This window comes from Micromonospora sp. NPDC051141 (assembly GCF_044455765.1).
In the GTDB taxonomy this organism is placed as follows: Bacteria; Actinomycetota; Actinomycetes; order Mycobacteriales; family Micromonosporaceae; genus Micromonospora.
The window spans coordinates 100,420-121,617 of record NZ_JBITFD010000019.1 but is presented as its reverse complement, the minus strand read 5'-3'; the positions used below and the strand labels follow the sequence as shown (position 1 = coordinate 121,617).

At 74.7% G+C, this 21,198-nt stretch carries 21 protein-coding genes; 9 read left to right on the top strand and 12 right to left on the bottom strand.

Annotated features, from left to right (window positions below; translation table 11 throughout):
* Positions 1–234: 234 nt before the first annotated feature.
* The 6 genes from ACIA6B_RS29105 (at position 235) to ACIA6B_RS29080 (ending at position 8,051) form a co-directional block, all read left to right on the top strand.
* Positions 235–3,420 carry a penicillin acylase family protein gene (locus ACIA6B_RS29105; RefSeq protein WP_396778195.1) on the top strand — a complete coding sequence of 1,062 codons (3,186 nt, stop codon included), beginning with the start codon at positions 235–237 and terminating at the stop codon, positions 3,418–3,420.
* Between the two features lie 95 nt (positions 3,421–3,515).
* Positions 3,516–4,703 carry a DNA polymerase IV gene (dinB, locus tag ACIA6B_RS29100; protein ID WP_396778193.1) on the top strand — a complete coding sequence of 396 codons (1,188 nt, stop codon included), beginning with the start codon at positions 3,516–3,518 and terminating at the stop codon, positions 4,701–4,703.
* A gap of 104 nt (positions 4,704–4,807) precedes the next feature.
* Positions 4,808–5,737: a hypothetical protein gene (locus ACIA6B_RS29095; protein WP_396778191.1), complete on the top strand. Its 930-nt coding sequence runs from the start codon at positions 4,808–4,810 to the stop codon at positions 5,735–5,737.
* Positions 5,737–6,189, top strand: coding sequence for an ABA4-like family protein (locus ACIA6B_RS29090; protein WP_396778190.1), 453 nt, complete (start codon positions 5,737–5,739; stop codon positions 6,187–6,189). The genes ACIA6B_RS29095 and ACIA6B_RS29090 overlap by 1 nt, the downstream gene beginning before the upstream one ends.
* Before the next feature lie 9 nt (positions 6,190–6,198).
* Entirely contained in the window at positions 6,199–7,428 is a 1,230-nt protein-coding gene (locus ACIA6B_RS29085; RefSeq protein WP_396778188.1) for a sensor histidine kinase, read from the top strand.
* A complete protein-coding gene (locus ACIA6B_RS29080; RefSeq protein ID WP_281941476.1) occupies positions 7,425–8,051 on the top strand; it encodes a response regulator transcription factor in 627 nt (208 codons plus the stop codon). Before ACIA6B_RS29085 ends, ACIA6B_RS29080 begins: the two co-directional genes overlap by 4 nt.
* A 4-nt stretch (positions 8,052–8,055) precedes the next feature.
* On the opposite strand, the gene ACIA6B_RS29075 is transcribed toward ACIA6B_RS29080, so the two are convergent.
* The 5 genes from ACIA6B_RS29075 to ACIA6B_RS29055 all read right to left on the bottom strand — a co-directional run bounded on the left by ACIA6B_RS29075 (position 8,056) and on the right by ACIA6B_RS29055 (position 11,877).
* Complete coding sequence (locus ACIA6B_RS29075; RefSeq protein WP_396778186.1) at positions 8,056–8,769, bottom strand: RraA family protein; 714 nt, start codon at positions 8,767–8,769, stop codon at positions 8,056–8,058.
* Positions 8,770–8,846: 77 nt separating this feature from the next.
* Positions 8,847–9,473 (bottom strand): maleylpyruvate isomerase family mycothiol-dependent enzyme, encoded by a 627-nt coding sequence (locus ACIA6B_RS29070; protein ID WP_396778184.1) that lies wholly within the window; start codon positions 9,471–9,473, stop codon positions 8,847–8,849.
* 31 nt (positions 9,474–9,504) lie between these two features.
* Positions 9,505–10,257 carry a dienelactone hydrolase family protein gene (locus ACIA6B_RS29065; protein WP_396778182.1) on the bottom strand — a complete coding sequence of 251 codons (753 nt, stop codon included), beginning with the start codon at positions 10,255–10,257 and terminating at the stop codon, positions 9,505–9,507.
* An 80-nt stretch (positions 10,258–10,337) separates the two neighbouring features.
* On the bottom strand, positions 10,338–11,267 hold the full coding sequence (locus ACIA6B_RS29060; protein ID WP_396778180.1) for a diacylglycerol/lipid kinase family protein: 930 nt from the start codon (positions 11,265–11,267) through the stop codon (positions 10,338–10,340).
* Between the two features lie 10 nt (positions 11,268–11,277).
* Positions 11,278–11,877, bottom strand: coding sequence for a TetR/AcrR family transcriptional regulator (locus ACIA6B_RS29055; protein WP_396778178.1), 600 nt, complete (start codon positions 11,875–11,877; stop codon positions 11,278–11,280).
* Positions 11,878–11,950: 73 nt separating this feature from the next.
* Here ACIA6B_RS29055 and ACIA6B_RS29050 point away from each other — a divergent pair, with 73 nt between their 5' ends.
* Positions 11,951–12,496 (top strand): hypothetical protein, encoded by a 546-nt coding sequence (locus tag ACIA6B_RS29050; protein ID WP_396778176.1) that lies wholly within the window; start codon positions 11,951–11,953, stop codon positions 12,494–12,496.
* 3 nt (positions 12,497–12,499) lie between these two features.
* Here ACIA6B_RS29050 and ACIA6B_RS29045 read toward each other — a convergent pair whose 3' ends face one another.
* The 5 genes from ACIA6B_RS29045 to ACIA6B_RS29025 form a co-directional block, all read right to left on the bottom strand.
* A complete protein-coding gene (locus ACIA6B_RS29045) occupies positions 12,500–13,417 on the bottom strand; it encodes a carbohydrate ABC transporter permease (RefSeq protein WP_396778174.1) in 918 nt (305 codons plus the stop codon).
* The gene (locus ACIA6B_RS29040; protein WP_396778172.1) at positions 13,414–14,367 is read right to left on the bottom strand and encodes a carbohydrate ABC transporter permease; all 954 of its coding nucleotides are present in this window, start codon (positions 14,365–14,367) and stop codon (positions 13,414–13,416) included. The genes ACIA6B_RS29045 and ACIA6B_RS29040 overlap by 4 nt, the downstream gene beginning before the upstream one ends.
* 9 nt (positions 14,368–14,376) lie before the next feature.
* Positions 14,377–15,729: an extracellular solute-binding protein gene (locus ACIA6B_RS29035; RefSeq protein WP_396778170.1), complete on the bottom strand. Its 1,353-nt coding sequence runs from the start codon at positions 15,727–15,729 to the stop codon at positions 14,377–14,379.
* Between the two features lie 113 nt (positions 15,730–15,842).
* Complete coding sequence (locus tag ACIA6B_RS29030; RefSeq protein WP_396778168.1) at positions 15,843–16,613, bottom strand: SIR2 family NAD-dependent protein deacylase; 771 nt, start codon at positions 16,611–16,613, stop codon at positions 15,843–15,845.
* The gene (locus ACIA6B_RS29025; protein WP_396778167.1) at positions 16,610–16,897 is read right to left on the bottom strand and encodes a DUF1905 domain-containing protein; all 288 of its coding nucleotides are present in this window, start codon (positions 16,895–16,897) and stop codon (positions 16,610–16,612) included. Before ACIA6B_RS29025 ends, ACIA6B_RS29030 begins: the two co-directional genes overlap by 4 nt.
* Before the next feature lie 119 nt (positions 16,898–17,016).
* Here ACIA6B_RS29025 and ACIA6B_RS29020 point away from each other — a divergent pair, with 119 nt between their 5' ends.
* Positions 17,017–18,306 (top strand): histidine kinase, encoded by a 1,290-nt coding sequence (locus ACIA6B_RS29020; RefSeq protein WP_396778166.1) that lies wholly within the window; start codon positions 17,017–17,019, stop codon positions 18,304–18,306.
* A complete protein-coding gene (locus ACIA6B_RS29015) occupies positions 18,294–18,953 on the top strand; it encodes a response regulator (protein WP_396778164.1) in 660 nt (219 codons plus the stop codon). The genes ACIA6B_RS29020 and ACIA6B_RS29015 overlap by 13 nt, the downstream gene beginning before the upstream one ends.
* A gap of 4 nt (positions 18,954–18,957) precedes the next feature.
* Here ACIA6B_RS29015 and ACIA6B_RS29010 read toward each other — a convergent pair whose 3' ends face one another.
* Positions 18,958–20,586, bottom strand: a complete 1,629-nt coding sequence (locus ACIA6B_RS29010; RefSeq protein WP_396778162.1) for an ABC-F family ATP-binding cassette domain-containing protein — start codon at positions 20,584–20,586, stop codon at positions 18,958–18,960.
* Between the two features lie 218 nt (positions 20,587–20,804).
* Positions 20,805–21,110 carry a DUF1330 domain-containing protein gene (locus tag ACIA6B_RS29005; RefSeq protein WP_396778161.1) on the bottom strand — a complete coding sequence of 102 codons (306 nt, stop codon included), beginning with the start codon at positions 21,108–21,110 and terminating at the stop codon, positions 20,805–20,807.
* Positions 21,111–21,198: the final 88 nt, after the last annotated feature.

The following is a 21,198-nucleotide window of genomic DNA, read 5'->3' as shown; positions in this document are numbered from 1 at the left end:
AACGGCGCCGCCCCCCACCGTCGCGTCCGGACCCGCGCCGGGTGCGAAACGTCGGCATTCGCGGCTGGTGAACAACGGGTATCCCGGACGGCGGTCCGCCGCCGATCATTGCCCGGAGATAGATGTGAGTCATTCTCACCTCCGGGTGGAACGCCCGGGCGCGGAGGGCGAGACGTCGGCAACCGGCAGCCGGGCGTTACCGAAGGCCCGACTCCGCGTCCCCGGAGGATCGCCATGCCCCGACCCCCACTCCGTGCCCGGCTCGCGGCGCTCACCGCCGCCGCCCTGACCGCGAGCGTGCTGACCGTCACCCCGCCGTCACCGGCGCTGGCGGCCACCACGTTCGCCGCCAACGACTACTGCCTCGGCCAGTGCGCCGACATCCTGCCCCCCGGGCAGAACGGCAACGCCACGCTCGTCGCCATCCTGGCCCACCAGACGCTCGGCACCCGCCCGGCGCACTCCAGCGACCAGCTCGACGAGTACGCCAACCTGGTCTACAACTACGCCGGGCTGACCGACGAGCAGATCGCCCAGTTCTACAACGACTCCTCGTTCGGCGTCCCCGCCGCGCAGGTCGAGAGCACCGTCTCGCCACGCTCGGACGTCACCATCGTGCGGGACAAGGCCACCGGCGTCCCGCACGTCACCGGCACCACCCGCGGCGGCACCATGTTCGGCGCCGGGTACGCCGGGGCCCAGGACCGGCTCTGGGTGATGGACCTGCTGCGGCACGTCGGCCGCGGCAACGTCACCTCGTTCGCCGGCGGCGCCCCCGGCAACCGGGAGCTGGAGCAGAGCGTCTGGGCCAACTCGCCCTACACCGAGGCGGACCTCCAGGCCCAGGTGGACGCGCTGCGCACCAAGGGCACGCGGGGCCAGCAGCTCTACACCGACGTGGTCGACTACATCGCCGGCATCAACGCCTACATCGACAAGTCGATCGCCGACGACAACTACCCCGGCGAGTACGTGCTGGCCGGCGCCGGCAAGCCGAAGCACTTCACCATGACCGACCTGATCGCCACCGCCGGCGTGATCGGCGGCCTGTTCGGCGGCGGGGGTGGCAGCGAGATCCAGTCCGCGCTGGTCCGGGTCGCCGCCCGGGCCAAGTACGGCGTCACCGAGGGCGACAAGGTCTGGGCGGCGTTCCGGTCGCAGAACGACCCGGAGACCGTGCTCACGCTGCACGACGGGCAGAGCTTCCCGTACGGGGCGACGCCGCCGGGCGCGACCAGCGCGGTGCTGCCCGACGCCGGTTCCGTGGTCGCCGAGCCACTCGCCTACGACGCCACCGGCGGGGCCGCCGCCCGCACCGGCGCCAGCACCGCCACCAAGGACCTGCTCGGCGGCCTGGCCAACCTGCGCGCGCACGGCATGTCCAACGCGGTCGTGGTCTCCGGCCGGCACACCACCACCGGCAACCCGGTCGCCGTGTTCGGGCCGCAGACCGGCTACTTCGCGCCGCAACTGCTGATGCTCCAGGAGTTGCAGGGCCCCGGGATCAGCGCGCGGGGCGCGGCGTTCGCCGGGCTCAACCTCTACGTGCTGCTCGGTCGCGGCCAGGACTACGCGTGGAGCGCCACCTCCGCCTCGCAGGACCTGACCGACACGTACGCGGTGCCGCTGTGCACCACCGACGGCAGCGCGCCGACGCTGCGCACCAACCGCTACCTCTACCACGGGCAGTGCCTCGCCATGGAGGCGCTGGAGCAGCGCAACTCCTGGTCGCCGACGCTCGCCGACTCCACCCCGGCCGGCTCGTACACGCTGCGCGCGCTGCGCACGAAGTACGGGCTGGTCGCGTACCGGGGGCTGGTGAACGGGCAGCCGACCGCGTTCACCAAGCTGCGCTCCACCTACCGGCACGAGGCCGACTCGGCGATCGGCTTCCAGGCGTTCAACGACCCGTCGGCGATGGGCAGCGCGGCGGCGTTCCAGGCGTCCGCGGGCAGCGTCGGGTACGCGTTCAACTGGTTCTACGTCAACTCGACCGAGGCGGCGTACTACAACTCCGGCTCGAACCCGGTCCGGTCGTCGGTCACCGACCCGAACCTGCCGACGAAGGCGGAACCGGCGTACGAGTGGGCCGGCTGGAACCCGGACACCAACGACGCCAGCTACGCCCCGGCGTCGGCGCATCCGCAGTCGGTCAACCAGGACTACTACGTGAGCTGGAACAACAAGCAGGCGCGGGACTTCGGGGCGGCGGACGGCAACTTCAGCTTCGGCTCCGTACACCGGGGTCAGTTGCTGGACGGCCCGGTGCGCGCCGCGATCGCCCAGCGCAAGCTCGGCCGCGCCGACGTCGTCAAGATCATGGCGGACGCGGCGGTGACCGACCTGCGGGGCCAGCAGGTCCTCGGCGACCTGCTGCGGGTGCTCGACAGCGCGCCGGTCACCGACCCGGCGCTGGCCGACGCGGTCGGCAAGCTGCGGGCCTGGCAGCAGGCCGGCAGCCGGCGGGTGGAGACGTCGCCCGGCTCGAAGGTCTACCAGCACGCCGACGCCATCCGGATCTTCGACGCCTGGTGGCCGCTGCTGGCCTCGGCCGAGTTCCGGCCCGGCCTCGGGCCGGACCTGTACGCCACGCTGGTGGACGCCATCGAGGTCAACGAGGCGCCCTCCGGTGGCCAGAACGGCGGGCGCGACGGCGCGGCGAGCTGGGCGTTGCAGGGCCAGGCGCACAAGGGCTCGTCGTTCCAGTACGGCTGGTGGGGCTACGTCGACAAGGACGTGCGGACCGTGCTCGGCGACCCGGTGGCCGGCGGGCTGGGGCGCGCGTACTGCGGCAACGGCGACCTCGGCGCCTGCCGGACGGCGTTGCTCGGCGCGCTCGGCCAGGCCGCCGCGGTGCCGGCCACCACGGTCTACCCGGGTGACAAGTCGTGCTCCGCCGGCGACCAGTGGTGCGCCGACTCGATCGCCCAGTCCGGGCTCGGCGGCATCACCCACCCGCTGATCGCCTGGCAGAACCGTCCCACCTACCAGCAGGTCGTCTCGTTCCCGGCCCGCCGGGGCGACGACGTCACCAACCTGGCCCAGGGTCGCCCGGCCAGCGCGTCGAGCACCCAGTTCCTGACCAGCAACACGCCGGACAAGGCGGTCGACGGCAGCCTGGGCAGCCGGTGGGCCAGCAGCTACAACGACAACCAGTGGCTGCGCGTCGACCTCGGCGCGGCCCGCACCGTGAGCCGGGCGGTGCTGCGCTGGGAGTCCGCGTACGGCACGTCGTACCGGGTGGAGGTGTCCGGCGACGGCAGCTCCTGGACGCCGGTGTTCGCCACCACCACCGGCAACGGCGGCGTCGACAACGTCACCTTCGCCCCGGTCAGCGCCCGCTACGTGCGGGTGTACGGGGTCAAGCGGGCCACCTCGTACGGCTTCTCGCTCTACGAGTTCGAGGTCTACGGGCGGTGACGACGGTGACCGGCCGGTGGGATCCTCCGCCGGCCGGTCACCATTTCCCCGCAGGTCAGCACCCATCCGTCGAACAGGTGTGCGAAGATGGTCGGGTGTCGGGCGAGGCCACCATCCTGCATGCCGACCTGGACGCGTTCTACGCCTCGGTCGAGCAACGCGACGACAGCCGGCTGCGCGGCCGGCCGGTGATCGTCGGCGGCGGCGTGGTGCTCGCGTGCAGCTACGAGGCGAAGGCGCGGGGCGTGCACAGCGCCATGGGCGGCCGGCAGGCGCGGCGGCTCTGCCCGGAGGCGATCGTGGTGCCACCCCGGATGGCCGCGTACACGGCCGCCAGCCGGGCGGTGTTCGAGATCTTCCGGCAGACCACCCCGCTGGTCGAGGGCATCAGCATCGACGAGGCGTTCCTCGACGTCGGCGGGCTGCGGCGGCTGGTCGGGCCCCCCGCCGGCATCGCGGCCGAGCTGCGCGACCGGGTCCGCCGCCAGGTCGGCCTGCCGATCACGGTCGGCGTGGCCCGCACGAAGTTCCTGGCCAAGGTGGCCAGCGGGGTGGCCAAGCCGGACGGCCTGCTGGTCGTCGAGCCGGCGCGGGAGCTGGCCTTCCTGCACCCGTTGCCGGTCGAGCGGCTGTGGGGCGTCGGCCCGATCACCGCCGCGAAGCTGCGCGAGCGCGGTATCCGTACGGTCGGGCAGGTGGCCCGGCTCGACGAGCCGACCCTGGTGTCGCTGCTCGGCGGCGGCGCCGGCCGGCACCTGCACGCCCTCGCCCACAACCGCGACCCACGCGCGGTGCAGGTGGGCCGCCGCCGCTCCTCGATGGGCGCGCAGCACGCGCTGAGCCGCGAGCCGCACTCCCCCGCCGAGCTGGACGCGGTCCTGGCCGGCCTGGTCGACCGCGTGACCGGGCGGATGCGCGACGCCCGGCGCACCGGCCGCACGGTGACGCTGCGGTTGCGGTTCGCCGACTACACCCGGGCCACCCGCTCGCACACGCTGGACAAGCCGACCGCGCAGACCGCCCCGCTGCGGGCCACCGCCCGGGCGCTGCTGCGCGCCGCGTTGCCGCAGATCGAGCAACGCGGCATCACCCTGCTGGGCGTCTCGGTGGCCAACCTCGACGCCGGGCACACCCAGCTCACCCTGCCGTTCACCGCCCAGCCGGGGCCGGCGCTGGACGCCGCCGTCGACGCCGTCCGGGACCGCTTCGGCGCACGGGCGCTGACCCGGGGGGTGCTGCTCGGCCGCGACCCGGGCGTGGAGATGCCCCGACTGCCCGACTGAGCGCCTCCTCCTACCCCGGGAGGAGACCCGGCTCGGACCGGTGGCCGCGACCGTGACCCCCGGTCGGGCGCGACCACCCTCGCCGGCCGCGAGCATCTACAGACATGACTACCGTACGGAACCGGGCGGCCGGCTGGCCCCGCCCCCTGCTGCTCCTCGTGTCCATGATGGCGGCGCTGACCGTCGTCGCCGCGATCGGCCTCGTCACCGATCCCCGCGTGCTCACCGGCGCGCCGGTCTGGCTCAAGCCGCTGAAGTTCGCGGTCTCGCTCACGCTCTACGGCGGCACCCTGGCCTGGATGCTCTCCCTGCTGCCCCGACGCAGCCGGCTCACCGAACGGGCGGTCACCGTGATCGTGGCCGCTGCGGTGCTGGAGATGGTCCTCATCGTCCTCCAGGTGCTGCGCGGCACCACCAGCCACTTCAACACCGGCACGCCGCTGGACACGGTGCTCTACAACGTCATGGGCACGGCCATCACGGTGCTGTTCCTGGCCCAGGTCGTGCTCGCGGTCGTCCTGGCCCGCCGGCCCCTGCCGGACCGCGCCGGCGGGTACGCGATCCGGGCCGGGCTCGCGGTGTCGCTGCTCGGCATGCTTGTCGCGTTCCCGATGCTGACCCAGCACCCGGACGGCACGCCCGCCGGCATCACCGGGGCGCACAGCGTCGGCGTGCCGGACGGCGGCCCGGGGCTGCCGGTGGTCGGCTGGAGCACCACCGGCGGCGACCTGCGGGTCGGTCACTTCATCGGGCTGCACGCGTTGCAGGCGCTGCCGTTGCTGGCGATCCTGCTCGACCGGTTCCTCGGCGCCCGCCTGGACGAGCTGGTCCGGGCCCGGCTGGTGCTGGTCGGCGGGTTCGCCTACGCCGGGCTGACGCTGCTGGCCACCGCGCAGGCGCTGCGCGGGCAGCCACTGCTGCGGCCGGACGAGATCACGCTGACCGCGGCGGGGGCGCTGGTGGCCGCCACCGCGGCGGCCACCGGCCTGGTCCTGGCCCGCCGGTCCGACCACGCCACGGCGGTGCTGGTCTGATGGCCGCCACGTTGTTCGGGCTGACGTTCGCCCTCGCCGCGCCGTTCTGGGCGCTGATGATCGTGGCGCCCCGCTGGTCGTGGACCGCGCGGATCGTCGACTCGCCGTTGATCGTGGCGCCGGTCCTGCTGGTCTACGCGATCCTGGTGCTGCCGGCGCTCGGCACGGTGCTGCCGGTGGTGGCACTGCCCACCCTGGACGGTGTGCGGGACCTGCTCGGCACCGACAGCGGCGCGGCGGCGGCCTGGGCCCACATGATCGGCTTCGACCTGTTCGTCGGGCGGTGGATCTGGCGCGACGGCCGGGAGCGGGGCATCCCGGCGCTGCTCGCCGCGCCGGTGCTGGTGCTCACCATCCTGCTGGGCCCGCTCGGGCTGGCCGTCCACCTCGGACTGCGGGCCGGGTGGCGGCGGCGGGCCGTGGTGGTGGCCCCGGCCGCACCGGTTGCCTAGGCTGACGTCGTGGGCTGGGTGGGTCGGCTGCTCGACGCAAGTGACACGCTCGCGCGCCGACTGCTGCTGAATCTCAGCGGTGTCGCCTATTTGGTGGTCGGCGTGCACGGCCGGCCCGGGGCGACGACGACGCAGTGGGTCCTCGCGATCGGCGCGTTCGTGCTGGCGCTGCTGTGTCACCGCCGGCCGCTGCTGAACCTGCTGCTCCAGTCGGCCCTGCTGGCGGTCGCGTTCCCGCTCGTCGACGACGTGATGATCAACCAGGTCGGGGCGAGCTGGGCGCTGCTGGAGCTGACCATGCGGGCCGCGCGGCCCCGCACGTTCTGGCTGGGCGCCGGGCTGCTGGCCGCCGTCGACCTGACCGGCCTGATCGGGGCCCCGGTCCGGCAGGTGCTCACCGGCCTGCTCGGCCTCGCCGTCACCGTCGGGCTGCCGCTGCTGATCGGCCTGGTCGTGCGGACCACCCGGGAACTCGGCCGGCAGGCCGAGGAACGGGCCGTGGCGGAGCAGCGCCGACGCGAGTCGGAGAGCCGGGCCGCACGCGCCGACGAGCGGGCCGCGATCGCCCGGGAGCTGCACGACGTGATCGCCCACCACGTCGCGTCGATGGTGCTGCGGGTCGGGGTGGCCCGGCACGTGCTGCCGGACCTCGACCCGCGGGTCGGCGCGGTCTTCGACGACGTGCACCGCACCGGCACGGCCGCGCTGACCGACCTGCGCCGGCTGGTCGCGGTGCTACGCGACCCGGACGGCGTCCGGGGCGACGCGGCGCTGACCGCGATCGATCCGACGGCGCTGCCGGCCGCGCTCGGCGTGACCGTGGACCGGGCCCGGCAGGCCGGGGTCACCGTGGAGGCCGACGTGGACCCGGCGATCGGCACCCTGGACGCGGTCCGCGGCCAGGCGGTGCTGCGACTGACCCAGGAGGCGTTGACGAACGTGGCGAAACACGCGGGCGCGACGGCCCGGGCCCGGCTGAGCGTGTCGATGGTCGACGGGGCGGTGCACTGGGCGGTCTCCGACGACGGGCGCGGCGCGGCGCCGACCGTGGTGCCGGTCGGCGGCGGCCACGGGATCGTCGGGATGCGGGAGCGGGTCGAGGTGCTCGGCGGGCGGCTGGAGGCCGGGCCGACCGGCGACGGGTGGCGGGTGCGGACGGTGCTGCCGCCGGGCGGCGCCAGGGACCGGCCCGCCCGGGTGGCGCCGGGGCCGCGGCCGGCCGCGCCGGAGCCGGCGTGATCCGCGTGCTGCTGGCCGACGACCAGCACCTGATCCGCGCCGGCCTGCGGATGCTCTGCGACGCGCAGCCCGACCTGGAGGTCGTCGGCGAGGTCGACAACGGCCGCGACGCGATCGCCGCCGCCGCCCGGCTGCGACCGGACGTGGTGGTCATGGACCTGCGGATGCCCGGCGTCGACGGGATCACCGCGACCAGCCGGATCCTCGCCGACCGGCCGGCCACCCGGATCATGGTGCTCACCACGTTCGGCGACGACGACCACCTCTATCCCGCGTTGACCGCCGGCGCCTGCGGCTTCCTGCTCAAGGACGCGCCCCCGGCCGACCTGCTCGACGGCCTCCGCCGGGCCGCCGCCGGGGACAGCCCGTTCAGCCCCGAGGTGCTGCGCCGGCTGGTCCAGCGTGCGGTGCACGCCCGCGCCGGCACGCCCCGGCGGTCGGCCGGGCTGACCGCCCGCGAGCAGGACGTGCTCGACCTGGTCGCGGAGGGGCTGGCCAACACCGAGATCGCGGAGCGGCTGCACATCGGCGTGACCACGGTGAAGACCCACATCACCAGCCTGATGGCGAAGACCGGCAGCCCCAACCGGGTCCGCCTGGCGCTGTGGGCACGCGGCGGCTGAGCGGTCACTCCTCGATCGCGCCGCCGACCGCCCGCAGGTGCGCCCGGAACGTCAGCGTCGGGTCCGCCGCACGGGCGGTCAGGTAGTCGTCGAACCCGACCTGCGCCCGCAGCGACCGGCCGGCCCGGATCCGGTCGGCCTGCCGCCGCTCGGTGTCCCGGATGGACCCGGCCAGGTCGAACAGCTCCCCGGCCCGGTCGGCCGGCACGAAGAGCACACCGTCGTCGTCGGCCAGCACCAGATCACCGCCGTCGACCGTCCACGGCCCGACCCGCGCCGCGTCCAACGCGCCGGCCGGCCGTGGGTCCAGCTCCAGCGGCCCGCTCGCCGTGGCGCCGAGGCTGAACACCGGCAGCCCGACGACGGTGAGGTCCGCGGTGTCCCGGTGCGCGCCCCACACCACGAGGCCGGCCAGGCCGGCGGCCCGCGCCTCCCACGCCACCAGGTCCCCGACGCAGGCCCGGTCGGTGCGACCGCCGTCGTCGACCACCAGCACGTCCCCCGGCTCGGCCCGGTCGATCGCCTCCAGGAAGACGTCGACGCTGCCGGCGTGCCGGGCCGGCCGGACCCGCCCGGCCAGACGCCGCCCGGTCAGCACCGGGCGTACGGCGGCCGGGGCGCACCGGACCGCGACGCCGGCCCGCAGGCAGGCGTCGGCGACGTGGGCGGTGGTCAGCGCGGCGAAGCGATCGGCCGCGGCGGTGTGATCGGCGTCCATGGGCCGACGCTAGCCAGCCGGGGACGGGGATGGCAGGTGCCAGTTGCGCGCCGGTGGCCTGTGCCCGCTGAGGCCGGTCAGGGGGCGGCGAGCCGCGCCACGCCGTCCCCGGTGAGGTCGGCCAGCGCCACCCGGCGGCCGGTCAGCGCGAGCAGCAGCGCGGCGCCGGGGCCCCGCACCACCGGCCCGTCCCCGGCCGACCAGCCCAGGTCGGTCGCCTCGACGCGCAGCCCGGCGACCCGCCGACGGTCGACGAACCCGACCGCCCGGCCACCGGTGAGGAAGTCCAGCGAGATGCGCAGCCGCTCCGGGTCCAGGTCGGCGGGGAGGCCGAGCGGCCGGCGGATGTCCTGCCCGTGCACCTGGAGGCCGGTGAGCTGGCCGGGCCAGCCGACCACCGGCAGGCGGAACCGGTGGTCGGCGTGCTTCCGCAGCGCGGCGGCCAGTTCGCCCGGCGGCCGGCGGGCCACCCGGCGGGCCAGCCGCGCGTTCGCCACGTGCGGCCGGAACCCGGCGCCGACCAGCAGTGGCAGCAGGCGCCACGGCGTGGAGACCAGCGGTGACACCAGGTGACCGGCGACCTCCCGGACGGTCCACGCCTGGCAGAGGCTGGGCGTGTCCAACTGGGCCGGGGTGAGCGAGTCGATCAGGTCGGCCGTGCGACGCCGCTCGGCGGCGATCATCGGCAACAGGTCGGTCTCCACCACCCCATTGTGGCCGCGCCGACCGGCCGGGTCAGCCCGGGAAAGTGCGGTCTAGCAGGTCGAACAGGGCCGCCCAGTGCCGCTTGGTGGCCTGCTCGTCGTACATCGGGGTGTCCGCCTGCGTGTAGCCGTGGCGGGCGCCCCGGTAGACCTCCGAGCGGTAGGTGACGCCGGCCGCGTCCAGCGCCTGCTCCAGCGTGGCGATCTGCTCGGCGGTCATCGACGCGTCCTGGTCGGCGTGACCGAAGTAGAGTTCGCCGGTCACCGCGCCGACGCCCCGGTGCGGGCTGTCGGGCGCGTCGCTGACCACGTGACCGGCGTGGAAGGCGGCCACCGCGGCGATCCGGTCCGGGTGGGCCTCGATCGCCCGCAACGCGTTCGTGCCGCCCATGCAGTAGCCGGTGATCGCCGCCGGGCCGGGCGCGACGTCCGGCTGGGCGGCGAGGAAGTCGAGGTAGGCGGCGGTGTCCCGGGCCACCGCGTCCGGTGTCAGCGCGGCCATCAGCGGGCCGAGCCGGGCGAACAGCTCGGCGCGCCGGTCGGCGTCGGCCAGCGCGGACGTGTCGACCGGCGCGGCGGGGCCGGCGCGGTGGAACAGGTTGGGCACCAGCACGACGTATCCCCGATCGGCGATGGTCGCGGCCATCTCGGCCAGCCGGGGCCGCAGCCCGAACGCGTCCATGAACAGCAGCACGGCCGGGAACGGGCCGCCGGAGTCCGGCCGGAGCAGGTAGGCGTCCGCCGTCCCGTCAGGGGTGGGCACGTCCACGATCGTCGGCTGCACGGTCCGAACCTCCTCGCTGAGTTTTCCGCGTCGCACGCTACTCCCGGCGTCGGCGGCCGGCACGTCGAGGCCGCGGCCGGTCAGTGGTCCGGGCTGTCCGCGGGCGCCATCAGCCGCAGCGCGTTCGGGTCGAGGCCGATGCGCACCGGCGTCCGCCCGTACGGCTCGCCGTCGACCTCGATGCGGGCCGGCGGGTCGGTCTCCAACCACAGCTGACGTACGGCCAGGAACGGCTCGTCGCGCAGCGTGCGACGCCGGCCCGCCGCCGCGTTGCGGGCCGTGTCGCGCAGCAGCCCGCGCCGGCTCGGCCCACCGACCGGGTACGCGACCAGCAGCCGGTCGTCGGCGTTGGCGTCGGCGGTGATCGGCCGGCCGGCGTGGAAACCGCCGTTGGCCACGTACACCTGGTGGGTGCGGAACGCGTGGTCCCGCCCCTCGGCGCGCACCGTCACGCGCAGCGGGCGGTGCCGGGTCAGCAGCCCCAGCGCGGTCAGCGGGTAGGCGAGGCGGCCCACGGCGCGCTTCAGCCGGGGCGGCGCGGTCAGCATGATGTCGGCCGACAGCCCGATCCCGACGTGGTTGGTGAACCGGGTGTCGCCGATCAGGCCGAGATCGACGTCGATGACCTTGCCGCCGGTGAGCACCGCGATCGCCGCGTCGAGGTCGAGCGGGACGCCGACGGTGCGGGCGAAGTTGTTGGTGGTGCCCAGCGGCAGCAGGCCCAGGGCGACGTCGCGGTGGGCGAGCAGCCGGGCCGCCGCGCCGACCGTGCCGTCGCCGCCGCCGGTGACCAGCAGGTCCGGGCCCAGGTCGGCGGCCTCGGCGAGCACCCGGTCCAGCTCGCCCGGCCGGTCCACCGGGTACGCCCCGAGCAGCGTGAACCCGGCCGTGCGCAGGCGCGCGTGGACGGTGTCGTAGAGCCGGCGGCCCCGACGGGAGTGGGCGTTGACCACCAACGCCGCCCGCCGTCGTTCCCGGATCGCCGTGGACAGCTCCTGTTTGGTCCGCACGGGTGCGACCCTATCCGCCGACGCCGGTGTCCGACCCCTCGGCGAGCTGGTCGAGGTGCGCGGCGAGCAGCTTGCGGATCCGGGCCGGCGGCATCCGGTCGGGATGCAGCAACGCGTGCAGCGTGAGGCCGTCGAGCAGGGCGTGCAGCCGGGCGGCGGTGGCCGCGTCGGCCGGGTCCGCGCCGGTGAGCAGCGCGACGGCGAGTTCGGCGGCCCGGCGTACGCCGTCGTCGGCCTCGGTCATCCGCTCGCGGGCGGCGGGGTCGACGGGCACCCGGGCGGCGAGCAGCAGCCACACCTCGGCCTCCCGCGCCCGTTGCCGGTCCAGCGGGAGCAGTTCCTCGAGCATCCGTTGGACGACCTGCCGGGTGGGGCCGGTGCGGTCCCCGGCGGTGAACCGCTCGGTCGCCTCGGCCATCACGTGTTCCATGGCGAAGACCAGCAGCTCGGTCTGGGTCGCGAAGTAGTGCCGCAGCGCGCTGGGCGACCAGCCGGCCTCGGCGGCGATGCTGCGCACGGTGGCGGCGCCGACGCCGTCGCGGTAGACGACCCGCCACAGCGCCTCGGCCAGCTCGGCGCGGCGGGCGTCATGGTCGACGATCTTGGGCACGGCCCCTCCGGCGGCGGGTGGACGACTGTTGCTACGGTTGTTGTCGCACAGCGTACTAAAACCTGGAGGCCACATGCTCGTCGGAGTGATCATCGCCTGTGAGGTGGCGTTCTGGCTGTTCCTGGTCGCCGGGCTGGTCGCCCGTTACCCGCTGCGGCGGCCCCGCCTGGGCGCCGCGCTGCTGCTCGCGGTGCCCGCCGTCGACCTCGTGCTGCTGGCCGTCACGATGATCGACCTGCGCGGCGGGGGCACCGCCACGTTCGCGCACGGCCTCGCCGCCGCGTATCTGGGCTTCTCCGTCGCCTTCGGGCACAGCATGGTGCGCTGGGCCGACGAGCGGTTCGCCCACCGGTTCGCCGGCGGACCGCCGCCGCGCCGGGCCCCCCGACACGGCTGGGCCCGGGCCCGGCACGAGTGGCGGGAGTGGGGTAAGGGCATGCTCGGCTGGGCGGTCGCCTGCGCCGTGCTGCTCGGCGGCGTCGCGCTGGTCGGCGACGCCGAGCGGACCGCGGAGCTGTGGGCCTGGGCCGGTCGGCTCACCCTGGCCATGGCGGCCTGGCTGGTGTTCTGGCCGCTCGCCTACACCGTGTTCCCCAAGCGGGCGCCCCGCGACGTCTGACGCTCACCCCTTGCGGCCGGTGGTCGCGATGCCCTCGACGAAGTGCCGCTGGGCCAGGAAGAACAGCACGATCATCGGGACGGTGGCGATCACGCTGCCGGCGAGGACGATCTCCCACTGCTGCTCGCCGCCGTAGCCGAACCGGTCGAGGATCACCTTGAGCCCCCGGGGCAGCGTGTAGAGCTGCTCGTTGCGCAGGTAGATCAACGGCTTCACCAGGTCGGTCCAGCTCGCCTTGAACTCGAACACGAACGCCACCAGCAACGCGGGGCGGACCAGCGGGAACGCCATCCGCCAGAACAGCTGCGGATAGCTGGCCCCGTCCACCCGGGCGGCCTCGAAGTACTCCCGGGGCAGCGACAGGAAGAACTGGCGCAGCAGGAAGATGTAGAACGCGGACCCGAACAGGTTGCCGGCCCAGAGCGGCACCTGCGTGTCCACCAGGCCGAGCCGGTTCCAGATCAGGTACGTCGGGATCATGGTGACCGCGAACGGCAGCATCATGGTGGCCAGCACCAGGCCGAACAGCAGGTTGCGGCCGGGGAACCGGAAGTACGCGAAGCCGAACGCGACCCACGCGCTGGACAGCGTCGCGGTGGCCGCGGCCGCCACGCCGACCACCAGGCTGTTGAACAGCCAGGTGAGCAGCGGCATCGCGTCCCACGCCGCGGCGTAGTTGTCCGGCGCGAACGGGGTGGGCAACAGGCCCGGCGCGAAGACGTACTCCCGGGGTCGCAGCGAGGCGCTGACCAGCCAGACGAACGGCAGCAGGAAGACCACCGCGGCGGTCGCCAGGCCGAGCACGAACAGCAGCCGCTGCCAGCGCGGACGCCGACCGTCGTCCGGCGGGCCCGCCGGGCGGGGCGACGCCACCGGCGCCACCACCGTGCCGACCTCCACCGGTCGGGTCGTCGTGGTCACCGATCCTCCCCCTCGTAGTAGACGAACCGGTTGCCGAGTTTCACCTGGACCAGCGTGATGGCCAGGATGATCAGGAAGAGCAGCCAGGCCATCGCCGAGGCGAAGCCCATGTGCAGGAACTGGAACGCCTCGCGGAACAGGTGGATCACATAGAACGACGCCGCGTCGCTGCTGAACGAACCGGCGGTCTGCCGGTTGCCGAAGTACATGGTGTAGACCTCGGTGAACATCTGCAGCGACGCGATGGTGTTGACGATCAACGTGAAGAACAGCGCGCCGGAGATCATCGGCAGCGTCACGTGCCGGAACCGCGCCCACCCGCCGGCGCCGTCGAGGTCGGCCGCCTCGTACAGGTCACGGGGCACGTTCTGCAACGCGGCCAGATAGATGATCACGGTGGAGCCGAGGCTCCAGAGGCTCATCAGCACGATGCCCGGCATCACCCAGTCCGGGTCCGTGGTCCAGCTCGGACCGTCGATGCCGATCAGCGCCAGCCCACGGTTGATCAGGCCGTCCTGCGTGTTGAGCAGCAGCAGGAACAGGATGCCGACCGCCACCGCCGGGGTCATCACCGGCAGGTAGAAGACGGTACGGAAGAAGCCCTGGAGCCGGCCGACGCGCTTGAGCAGCAGCGCCAACCCGAGCGAGATCACCATCACCAGCGGCACGTGCAGCGCCGTGTAGTAGACGGTGTTGCCCAGGCTGCGCGCCACCTGCGGATCGGCGACGAGTTGCCGGTAGTTGTCCAGGCCGCTGAAGCGGGGCGCGTTGAGCACGTCGTACTCGGTGAAGCTGAGCCAGAGACTGGCGACCATCGGCCCGGCGGTGAACGCCAGGAAACCGACGATCCACGGCGCCAGGAAGAGGTACGCCCAGCGGGCCTCCCGCCGGGCCAGCGGCGTGCGACGCCGCCGGCCCGGCGCGGACGGGGTGACGGTGGTGGTGGCCATCTCGAGCCCCTAGCCCGCGGCCTTGTCCAGCGCGGCGGTCGCCTCCTGCTGGGCTCGGGCGAGGGCCTCGGCGGGCTGCTGCTGGCCGGAGAGCACCCGGTTGACCGCGTCCGTCCACGCCTTGTCGAACTCGGCCCCGGCCGGCGAGGCGGGCATCGCGAACGCGACGTCCTGCGCCTGGCGGACCGCGGCGACCGCGTCGTCGAAGCGCTTGTTGCCGGTCGGCTGGTACACCTCGTCGAAGATCTTCTTGTCGGCCGCGGTGTTGCCGGTCCACAGCCCGGTGAAGGGCAGGTTCGCGGCCTTGCGCGCCTCGGCGCGCGCCCGCGCGGCGGCGAGCCAGGTGTCGGTGGCGGTCATCTGCTTGACGAAGGCGCAGGCCGCCTCCGGGTTCTTCGCGCCCTTGGTGATCACCCACGCCTGCCCGGAGGACATGCTCAGCGGCTGGCCCTGCCGGTCCACGAACGGCTTCACCACCAGCTCCGCCTTCGGGGTGTTCTTGGCGGCCTGGTTGAGAAACCACTCCTCCATCGGCCAGGCGACCATCTGGTTCTTGGCCAGCGGGTTCTGCGCGCCGAAGAAGTCGAAGGTGTCGCGGAACGACTTGAATTTGCCCCAGCCGCCCTGGTCCTGGACGAGCTTGACGCCGGTGGTGAGCGCCTCGACCACCTTCGGGTCGGTGAGGTTGGCCTTGGTGCCGTCGGCCGAAATCATCTCCGCGCCGTTGGCCTTCGCCCACATCGGCAGGAACTCCGGGATCTTCGGGTCGATGCCGATGCGGCTGAGCCGGCCGTTGGCGACGGCGGCGAGCCTGGCGTTCAGCGCCGGGAGGCCGGCCCAGTCGGCCAGGTTCACGTCGTCGGCGGTCAGGCCCGCCTTCCTGAGCAGCGTCTCGTTCAGGTAGAGCACCCGGACCTGGGCGAACTCGGGGATGCCGTAGACCGTGCCGTCCAGCGTCACCTGGTCCTTCGCGGACTGCCGGTACTGCCCCATGTCGATCCGCTGCTTGTCGACGCAGTCGGTGAGCGGCTGGATCGAGCCGCGCTTGGCGTACGTGCCGATCAGCTTGCGGTCCAGGTAGACCAGGTCGGGCGGGTTGCCCGAGGCAACCGCCGACAGGAACTGCTGTTCGTCGAAGGCGCCCTCGGTGACCGTGAGCCGGACGTCGGAGTGGTCGCGCTTGAAGGCGTCCACCCGGGTGGTGGCGATCTCGTCGGACAGGCTGAAGCCCATCGTGCTGAGCGCGCCGCTGCCCTCGGCGCCGCCGCCGTCGGAGTCACCTCCCCCGCCGACGCCGCCGCAGCCGCTGATCGCCAGGGCCAGCACCCCGACCAACGCGGTCGCCCGCAGTTTCCGTGACATCGCCACCTCCCGTGGTCGCGCGGGCCGCTCTGCCCACGCGACGTGCACTTCTCCGAAGGTGCGGTTCTTAAACCGATCGATGCACAACGTTTACCGTCGGGCGGCCACCTCGTTCAGCCGACGGGCGCGTCGGGCCAGGCGGCCCGGACCAGCGCCGGCAGCACCTCGCCGGCCGGCCCGCGCAGGTTGACCGCGCAGACCGCGTCCAGTGGCGTCGGCACCGGGTTGACCTGCACCACCGGCGCGCCGAGGCGGGCCGCCACCAGCGGGATCTCCGCGGCGGGGTGGACCAGGGCCGAGGTGCCGACGGTGAGCAGCAGGTCGCAGCGCGACGCCGCCTCGACCGCCGCCGCCAACGCCGCCTCGGGCAGCGCCTCACCGAACCACACCACGCCGGGCCGGACCGGTGCGGCGCAGTCGGCGCAGGCCGGCGGGTCGAGCGGCCCGGCCGGCTCCCCCGCGTCGTCGGGCAGCGGCGCCGGCCGGTCGCACGCGGAGCAGCGGGGCGCGAACAGGCTGCCGTGCAGGCGGACCGGGGCGCGGGCGCCGCCCCGCTCGTGCAGGTCGTCGACGTTCTGCGTGACCACCACGGTGTCCGGCAGCCGCGCCTGGATCGCGGCCACCGCCCGGTGCCCCGGGTTCGGCGCGGCGCGGCGCACCCCGTGCCGCCGGCCCTCGTACCAGCCCCAGACCAGCGCCGGGTCGGCGTGGAACGCGGCCGGAGTGGCCAACTGCGCCGGGTCGAAGCGCCGCCAGAGGCCGACCTGCGCGTCCCGGAACGTCGGCACGCCGCTCTCGGCCGACATGCCGGCGCCGGTGAACACCACCGGCCGGGTCGCGGCGGCCAGCAGCCGGGCCGCCGCGGCGAGATCGCCGGCGCTCACCCGTCCACCGTCAACCGGACGTCCACCCGGTCGCCCAGCTCGATCCGCTCCGCGCGGCGCACCGCCACCTTGAGCGGCAGCACGTAGCGGCCGTCCTTGGGCCACAGCGACGTCCGCCAGTCGGTGCCGCCGATCCGGACGCCGACCGGGACCATGCCCCAGCCGTAGCTGACCGAGGCGGCGGCGGTCGCCAACGCGGCGCACTGCTCGTCGGGCACGGTGACGAAGTGGTAGGGCGCCGGGCCGCGCCAGAACCACACCTCGCCGCTGAACGCCAGCTCCATCCGCTCAGGATAGGGACGGGGTACGACGGGCCCGGCCCGGCGGGGTGGGGCCAGCCCCACCCGACAACCGGGGTCTGGACGGCTGGGCCGGGCGGTCGCCGCCTGGCTAGCGTCAGTCCATGACCGAGGACCGACCGTCGTACCTGGCCGGGGCGTTGCGCCGGCGCCGATACCTGCGCTCCGCCTGGCCGTGGCGGGCCCTGGCGTACGCCGTGACCACCCTGCCGGTCGCCGGCGTGCTGGCGGTGGCGGCGGGCGTGCTCGCCGCGCCGCTGCTGCTGGTGGTGAGCGCGCTGCGGCAGGGCCGGCCGGTCGACGTCCCGGCCCTGGTCGTGCTCACCCTGGTGGCACTGGCCGGGCTCGCCGTCGCCCCGCTGGTCGGCGCGTCGGTGGCGGCGGTCGAGCGGTGGCGGCTCGGCCTGGTCGACGGCCGGCCGGTACGCGCGCCGGGCCGGCGTGGTCCGGCCGCCCGCTGGACCGGCGCCGCCGCCTGGCGGGAGGTCGCGTACGCCGGCTGGCTGGGCACCGTGGTGCCGGTGGCGTACGGCACGTTCGCGCTGCTGGTGCTGCTCGACGCGGCGCTCGTCGCCGGCCCGTGGCTGGCCGGCGGCGAGGACCGGATCGTGCTGGTCTGGGCCACCGTCGACTCCCCGGCCGGTGCGGTCCCGTACGCGGTCGCCGGGGTGCTCGCCGTGCCGGCCCTGGCCTACCTCGCCGGTCTGCTGGTCGCGGGGCAGGCGGCGGTGGCCCGGTGGCTGCTCGACGACGCGCCCGACGCCACCGCGCTGCGCGAGGTGACCCGGTCCCGGGCCCGCCTGGTGGGCGCGTACGAGGCGGAACGCCGCCGCGTCGAGCGGGACGTGCACGACGGCGCGCAGCCCCGGCTGACCAGCCTCACGCTCCAGCTCGGGCTGGCCCGCCTCGACGTGCCTGACGACTCGCCGGCGGCACGGCCGCTGGACCTGGCGCACGAGCAGGCCAAGGAGCTGATGGTGACGTTACGTGGCATCGTGCAGGGCCTCCGCCCGCCGCAGCTCACCGAACTGGGGCTGGCCGGCGCGGTCGGCGACCTGGCGGCCCGCTCGACGGTCCCGGTCACCGTACGCGCGGAGCTGCCCCGCCCGGCGCCGGAGCTGGTCGAGACCACCGCCTGGTACGTGGTCTCCGAGGCGTTGGGCAACGTGGCCCGGCACGCCCACGCGACGCGCGCCGCGGTGCGGTTGACCCGGACCGGCCACCTCCTGGTGGTCGAGGTCGAGGACGACGGCCGGGGCGGCGCCGACCCGGCGCGGGGCACCGGCCTGACCGGGCTCGCCGACCGGGTGGCCGCGGTGGACGGTAGGTTGCTGCTGGCCAGCCCGGCGGGCGGGCCTACCCTCGTGCGGGTGGAGCTGCCGTGCCGTCCGTGATCCGGGTCGTCCTCGCCGAGGACGAGGTCCTGCTCCGGGAGGGTCTGGTCGGCCTGCTGACCCGGTTCGGGTTCGCGGTGGCCGCCGCTGTCGGTTCCGCCCCGGCGGTGCTCGACGCCGTCCGCACGCACCGGCCCGAGCTGCTGGTGACCGACATCCGGATGCCGCCGGAGCACCGGGACGACGGCCTGCGCGCGGCGGTCACGCTGCGCGCGGAGCGGCCGGATCTCGCGGTGGTGGTGCTGAGCCAGCACGTGCAGAGCGGGTACGCGGCGGCGCTGCTGGACAGCGGCGACGGGCGGCGGGTCGGCTACCTGCTCAAGGACCGGGTGGCCGACGTCGCCGAGTTCGCCGACACGTTGCGTCGGGTGGCCGCCGGCGGCACCGCGGTCGACCCGGACGTGGTGCGGCACCTGCTGCGCCGCCCCCGCGACCCGCTCCACGCGCTCTCCCGGCGCGAGCGGGAGGTGCTGGGGCTGGTCGCGGAGGGGCACTCCAACGGCGCGATCGCGGCCCGGCTGCACGTGACCGAGGCGGCGGTCGGCAAGCACGTCGGCAACATCCTGGCCAAGCTGGACCTGCCGCCGGACCAGGACACCCACCGCCGGGTGCTGGCCGTGCTCGCCTACCTGCGCGCCGAGGGTTGACGGGCTACCGCCGCGGGCCGCCGGTCTCGGTCAGGGCGCCGTCGGCCAGCCGCAGCCACCGGTCCACCCCGAGGTCGGCCAGGAACCGCGGGTCGTGGCTGACCACCAGCAGCGCTCCCCGGTAGCCGCCGAGCGCGTCCGCCAACTGGGCCACGCTGTCCAGATCGAGGTTGTTGGTGGGCTCGTCGAGCAGCAGCAGCTGCGGCGCCGGCTCGGCGTTCAGCACGCAGGCCAGGGTGGCGCGCAGCAGCTCGCCGCCGGAGAGCACGCGGACCGGCAGGTGCACCCGGTCGCCCCGGAACAGGAACCGGGCCAGCAGGTTCATCCGCTCGGCGTCGGCGAGCCCGGGCGCGAAGGCGGCCAGGTTCTCCGCGACGGTACGCGCCGGGTCGAGCAGGTCCAGCCGCTGCGACAGGTACGCCACCCGCCCCTCGACCCGGGTGGCGGTCCCGGCGGTGGGCTGTTGGTCGCCGCTGACCAGGCGCAGCAGCGTGGACTTGCCGGTGCCGTTCGCGCCGGTGAGCGCGATCCGTTCCGGCCCCCGGACGGTCAGGTCGAGGCCGTCGAACACCTGACGGCCGGCGTACTCGGCGCACAGCCGCTCGCCGTGGAAGACGGTCCGGCCGGCCGGCACGGCGGTGTCGGGCAGGTCGATCACAATCTTGTCGTCCTGGCGGGCGGCCCGGCTGGCCTGGTCCAGCCGGTGCTGCGCGTCGCCGACGCGGGCGGCGTGCGTCTCGGCGGCCCGGCCGGCGGAGACCTGGGCGTCCCGCTTCAGGCCACCGGCGACGATCCGGGCCAGCCCGGCGTCGGGCAGGTTACGGGCGGCCGTGGCGGCGCGGCGGGCGGCGCGTTCCCGGGCCTGCTGGAGTTCGCGCTTCTGCCGCTTGAGGTCCTGCTCGGCGCCGCGAACCTGCCGCTGAGCCACCTCGCGCTCGGCGCGCACGGCCTGCTCGTACGCGGTGAAGTCGCCGCCGTACCAGCGCAGCTCGTCGGGGGCCAACGCGGCGATGCGGTCCATCTCGTCCAGCAGCGCCCGGTCGTGGCTGGCCACCAGCAGGCAGCCGGTCCAGCCGCGCAGCACCGCCGTCAACCGCTCACGGGCCGCCTCGTCGAGGTTGTTCGTCGGCTCGTCGAGCAGCAGCACGTCCGGCCGCCGCAGCAGTTGCCCGACCAACCCCAGGGAGATCACCTGACCACCGCTGAGCGTGCCCAGCCGGCGGTCCAGGGCCAGCCCGCCGAGGCCGAGGCGGTCCAGTTCGGCGTGGGTGCGCTCCTCGACGTCCCAGTCGTCGCCGACGGCGGTGAAGTGTTCCTCGCGGGCGTCGCCGGCCTCGATGGCGTGCAGCGCGGCGACGGCCCGGTCGACGCCGAGGACCTGGGCGACGGTCTGGTCGACGGCGAACGGCAGGTGCTGGGGCAGGTAGCCGAGCACGCCCCGGACGGTGACCGCGCCGGCCGTCGGGCGCAGCTCGCCGGCGATGAGCCGCAGCAGGGTGGTCTTGCCGCTGCCGTTGGGCGCCACCAGGCCGGTACGGCCGCCGGGCACGGAGAAGGTCAGGTCGGTGAGGACCGGCGTGTCGTCCGGCCAGGAGAAGGAGAGCGCGGAGCTGACGACGTAGGCGTCGGACATGATCAACCTTAGGAGGGAGAGCCGCGGGCGCGGTGCGCCGGCGTGGACAGGGGACGACGAAGGGGGCCGCGGCGACGGCGCGGGATGCGCGCGTCGGCGGCCGTCCGGGGCTCTCACCCGGAGATGTCGTCGTCACCTGCCATGACCACTCCGATCCTCGACGGACCGCTAAACCCTAGCTCACCGGTGGGCCGTCCGGGGCCCGCCGGTGGCGTGGGTCAGGCCGGCCAGGCGTGGCCGATCCCGTCGAGCAGCAGGACCACCCCGTCGGTGGCCGCCTCCCGGTCCCGGGAGATCGCCTGGTACTCCGGTGAGGTGGACCAGCGCTCGAAGTCCTCCCGGCTGTCGAAGGACATGAGCACCACCTTGTCGTGCGGCCAGTCGCCCTCCACCACGCGGGGGGCGGTGTCGGCGGCGAGCAGCCGGCCGCCGTGCCGGGCCAGCACCGGCAGGAAGGCGGCGACGTAGCGGTCGTAGCGTGCCCGGTCGTGGACGGTGAGCTGCGCGAGGGCGTAGACGGTCACCGGGTCAGGCTACCGATCGGTAGACGCGCCCGATGCCCGCCGCGTCCGCCGACCGGCGGCGGGCGAGCTGGTGGGGCCGGTGACCAGG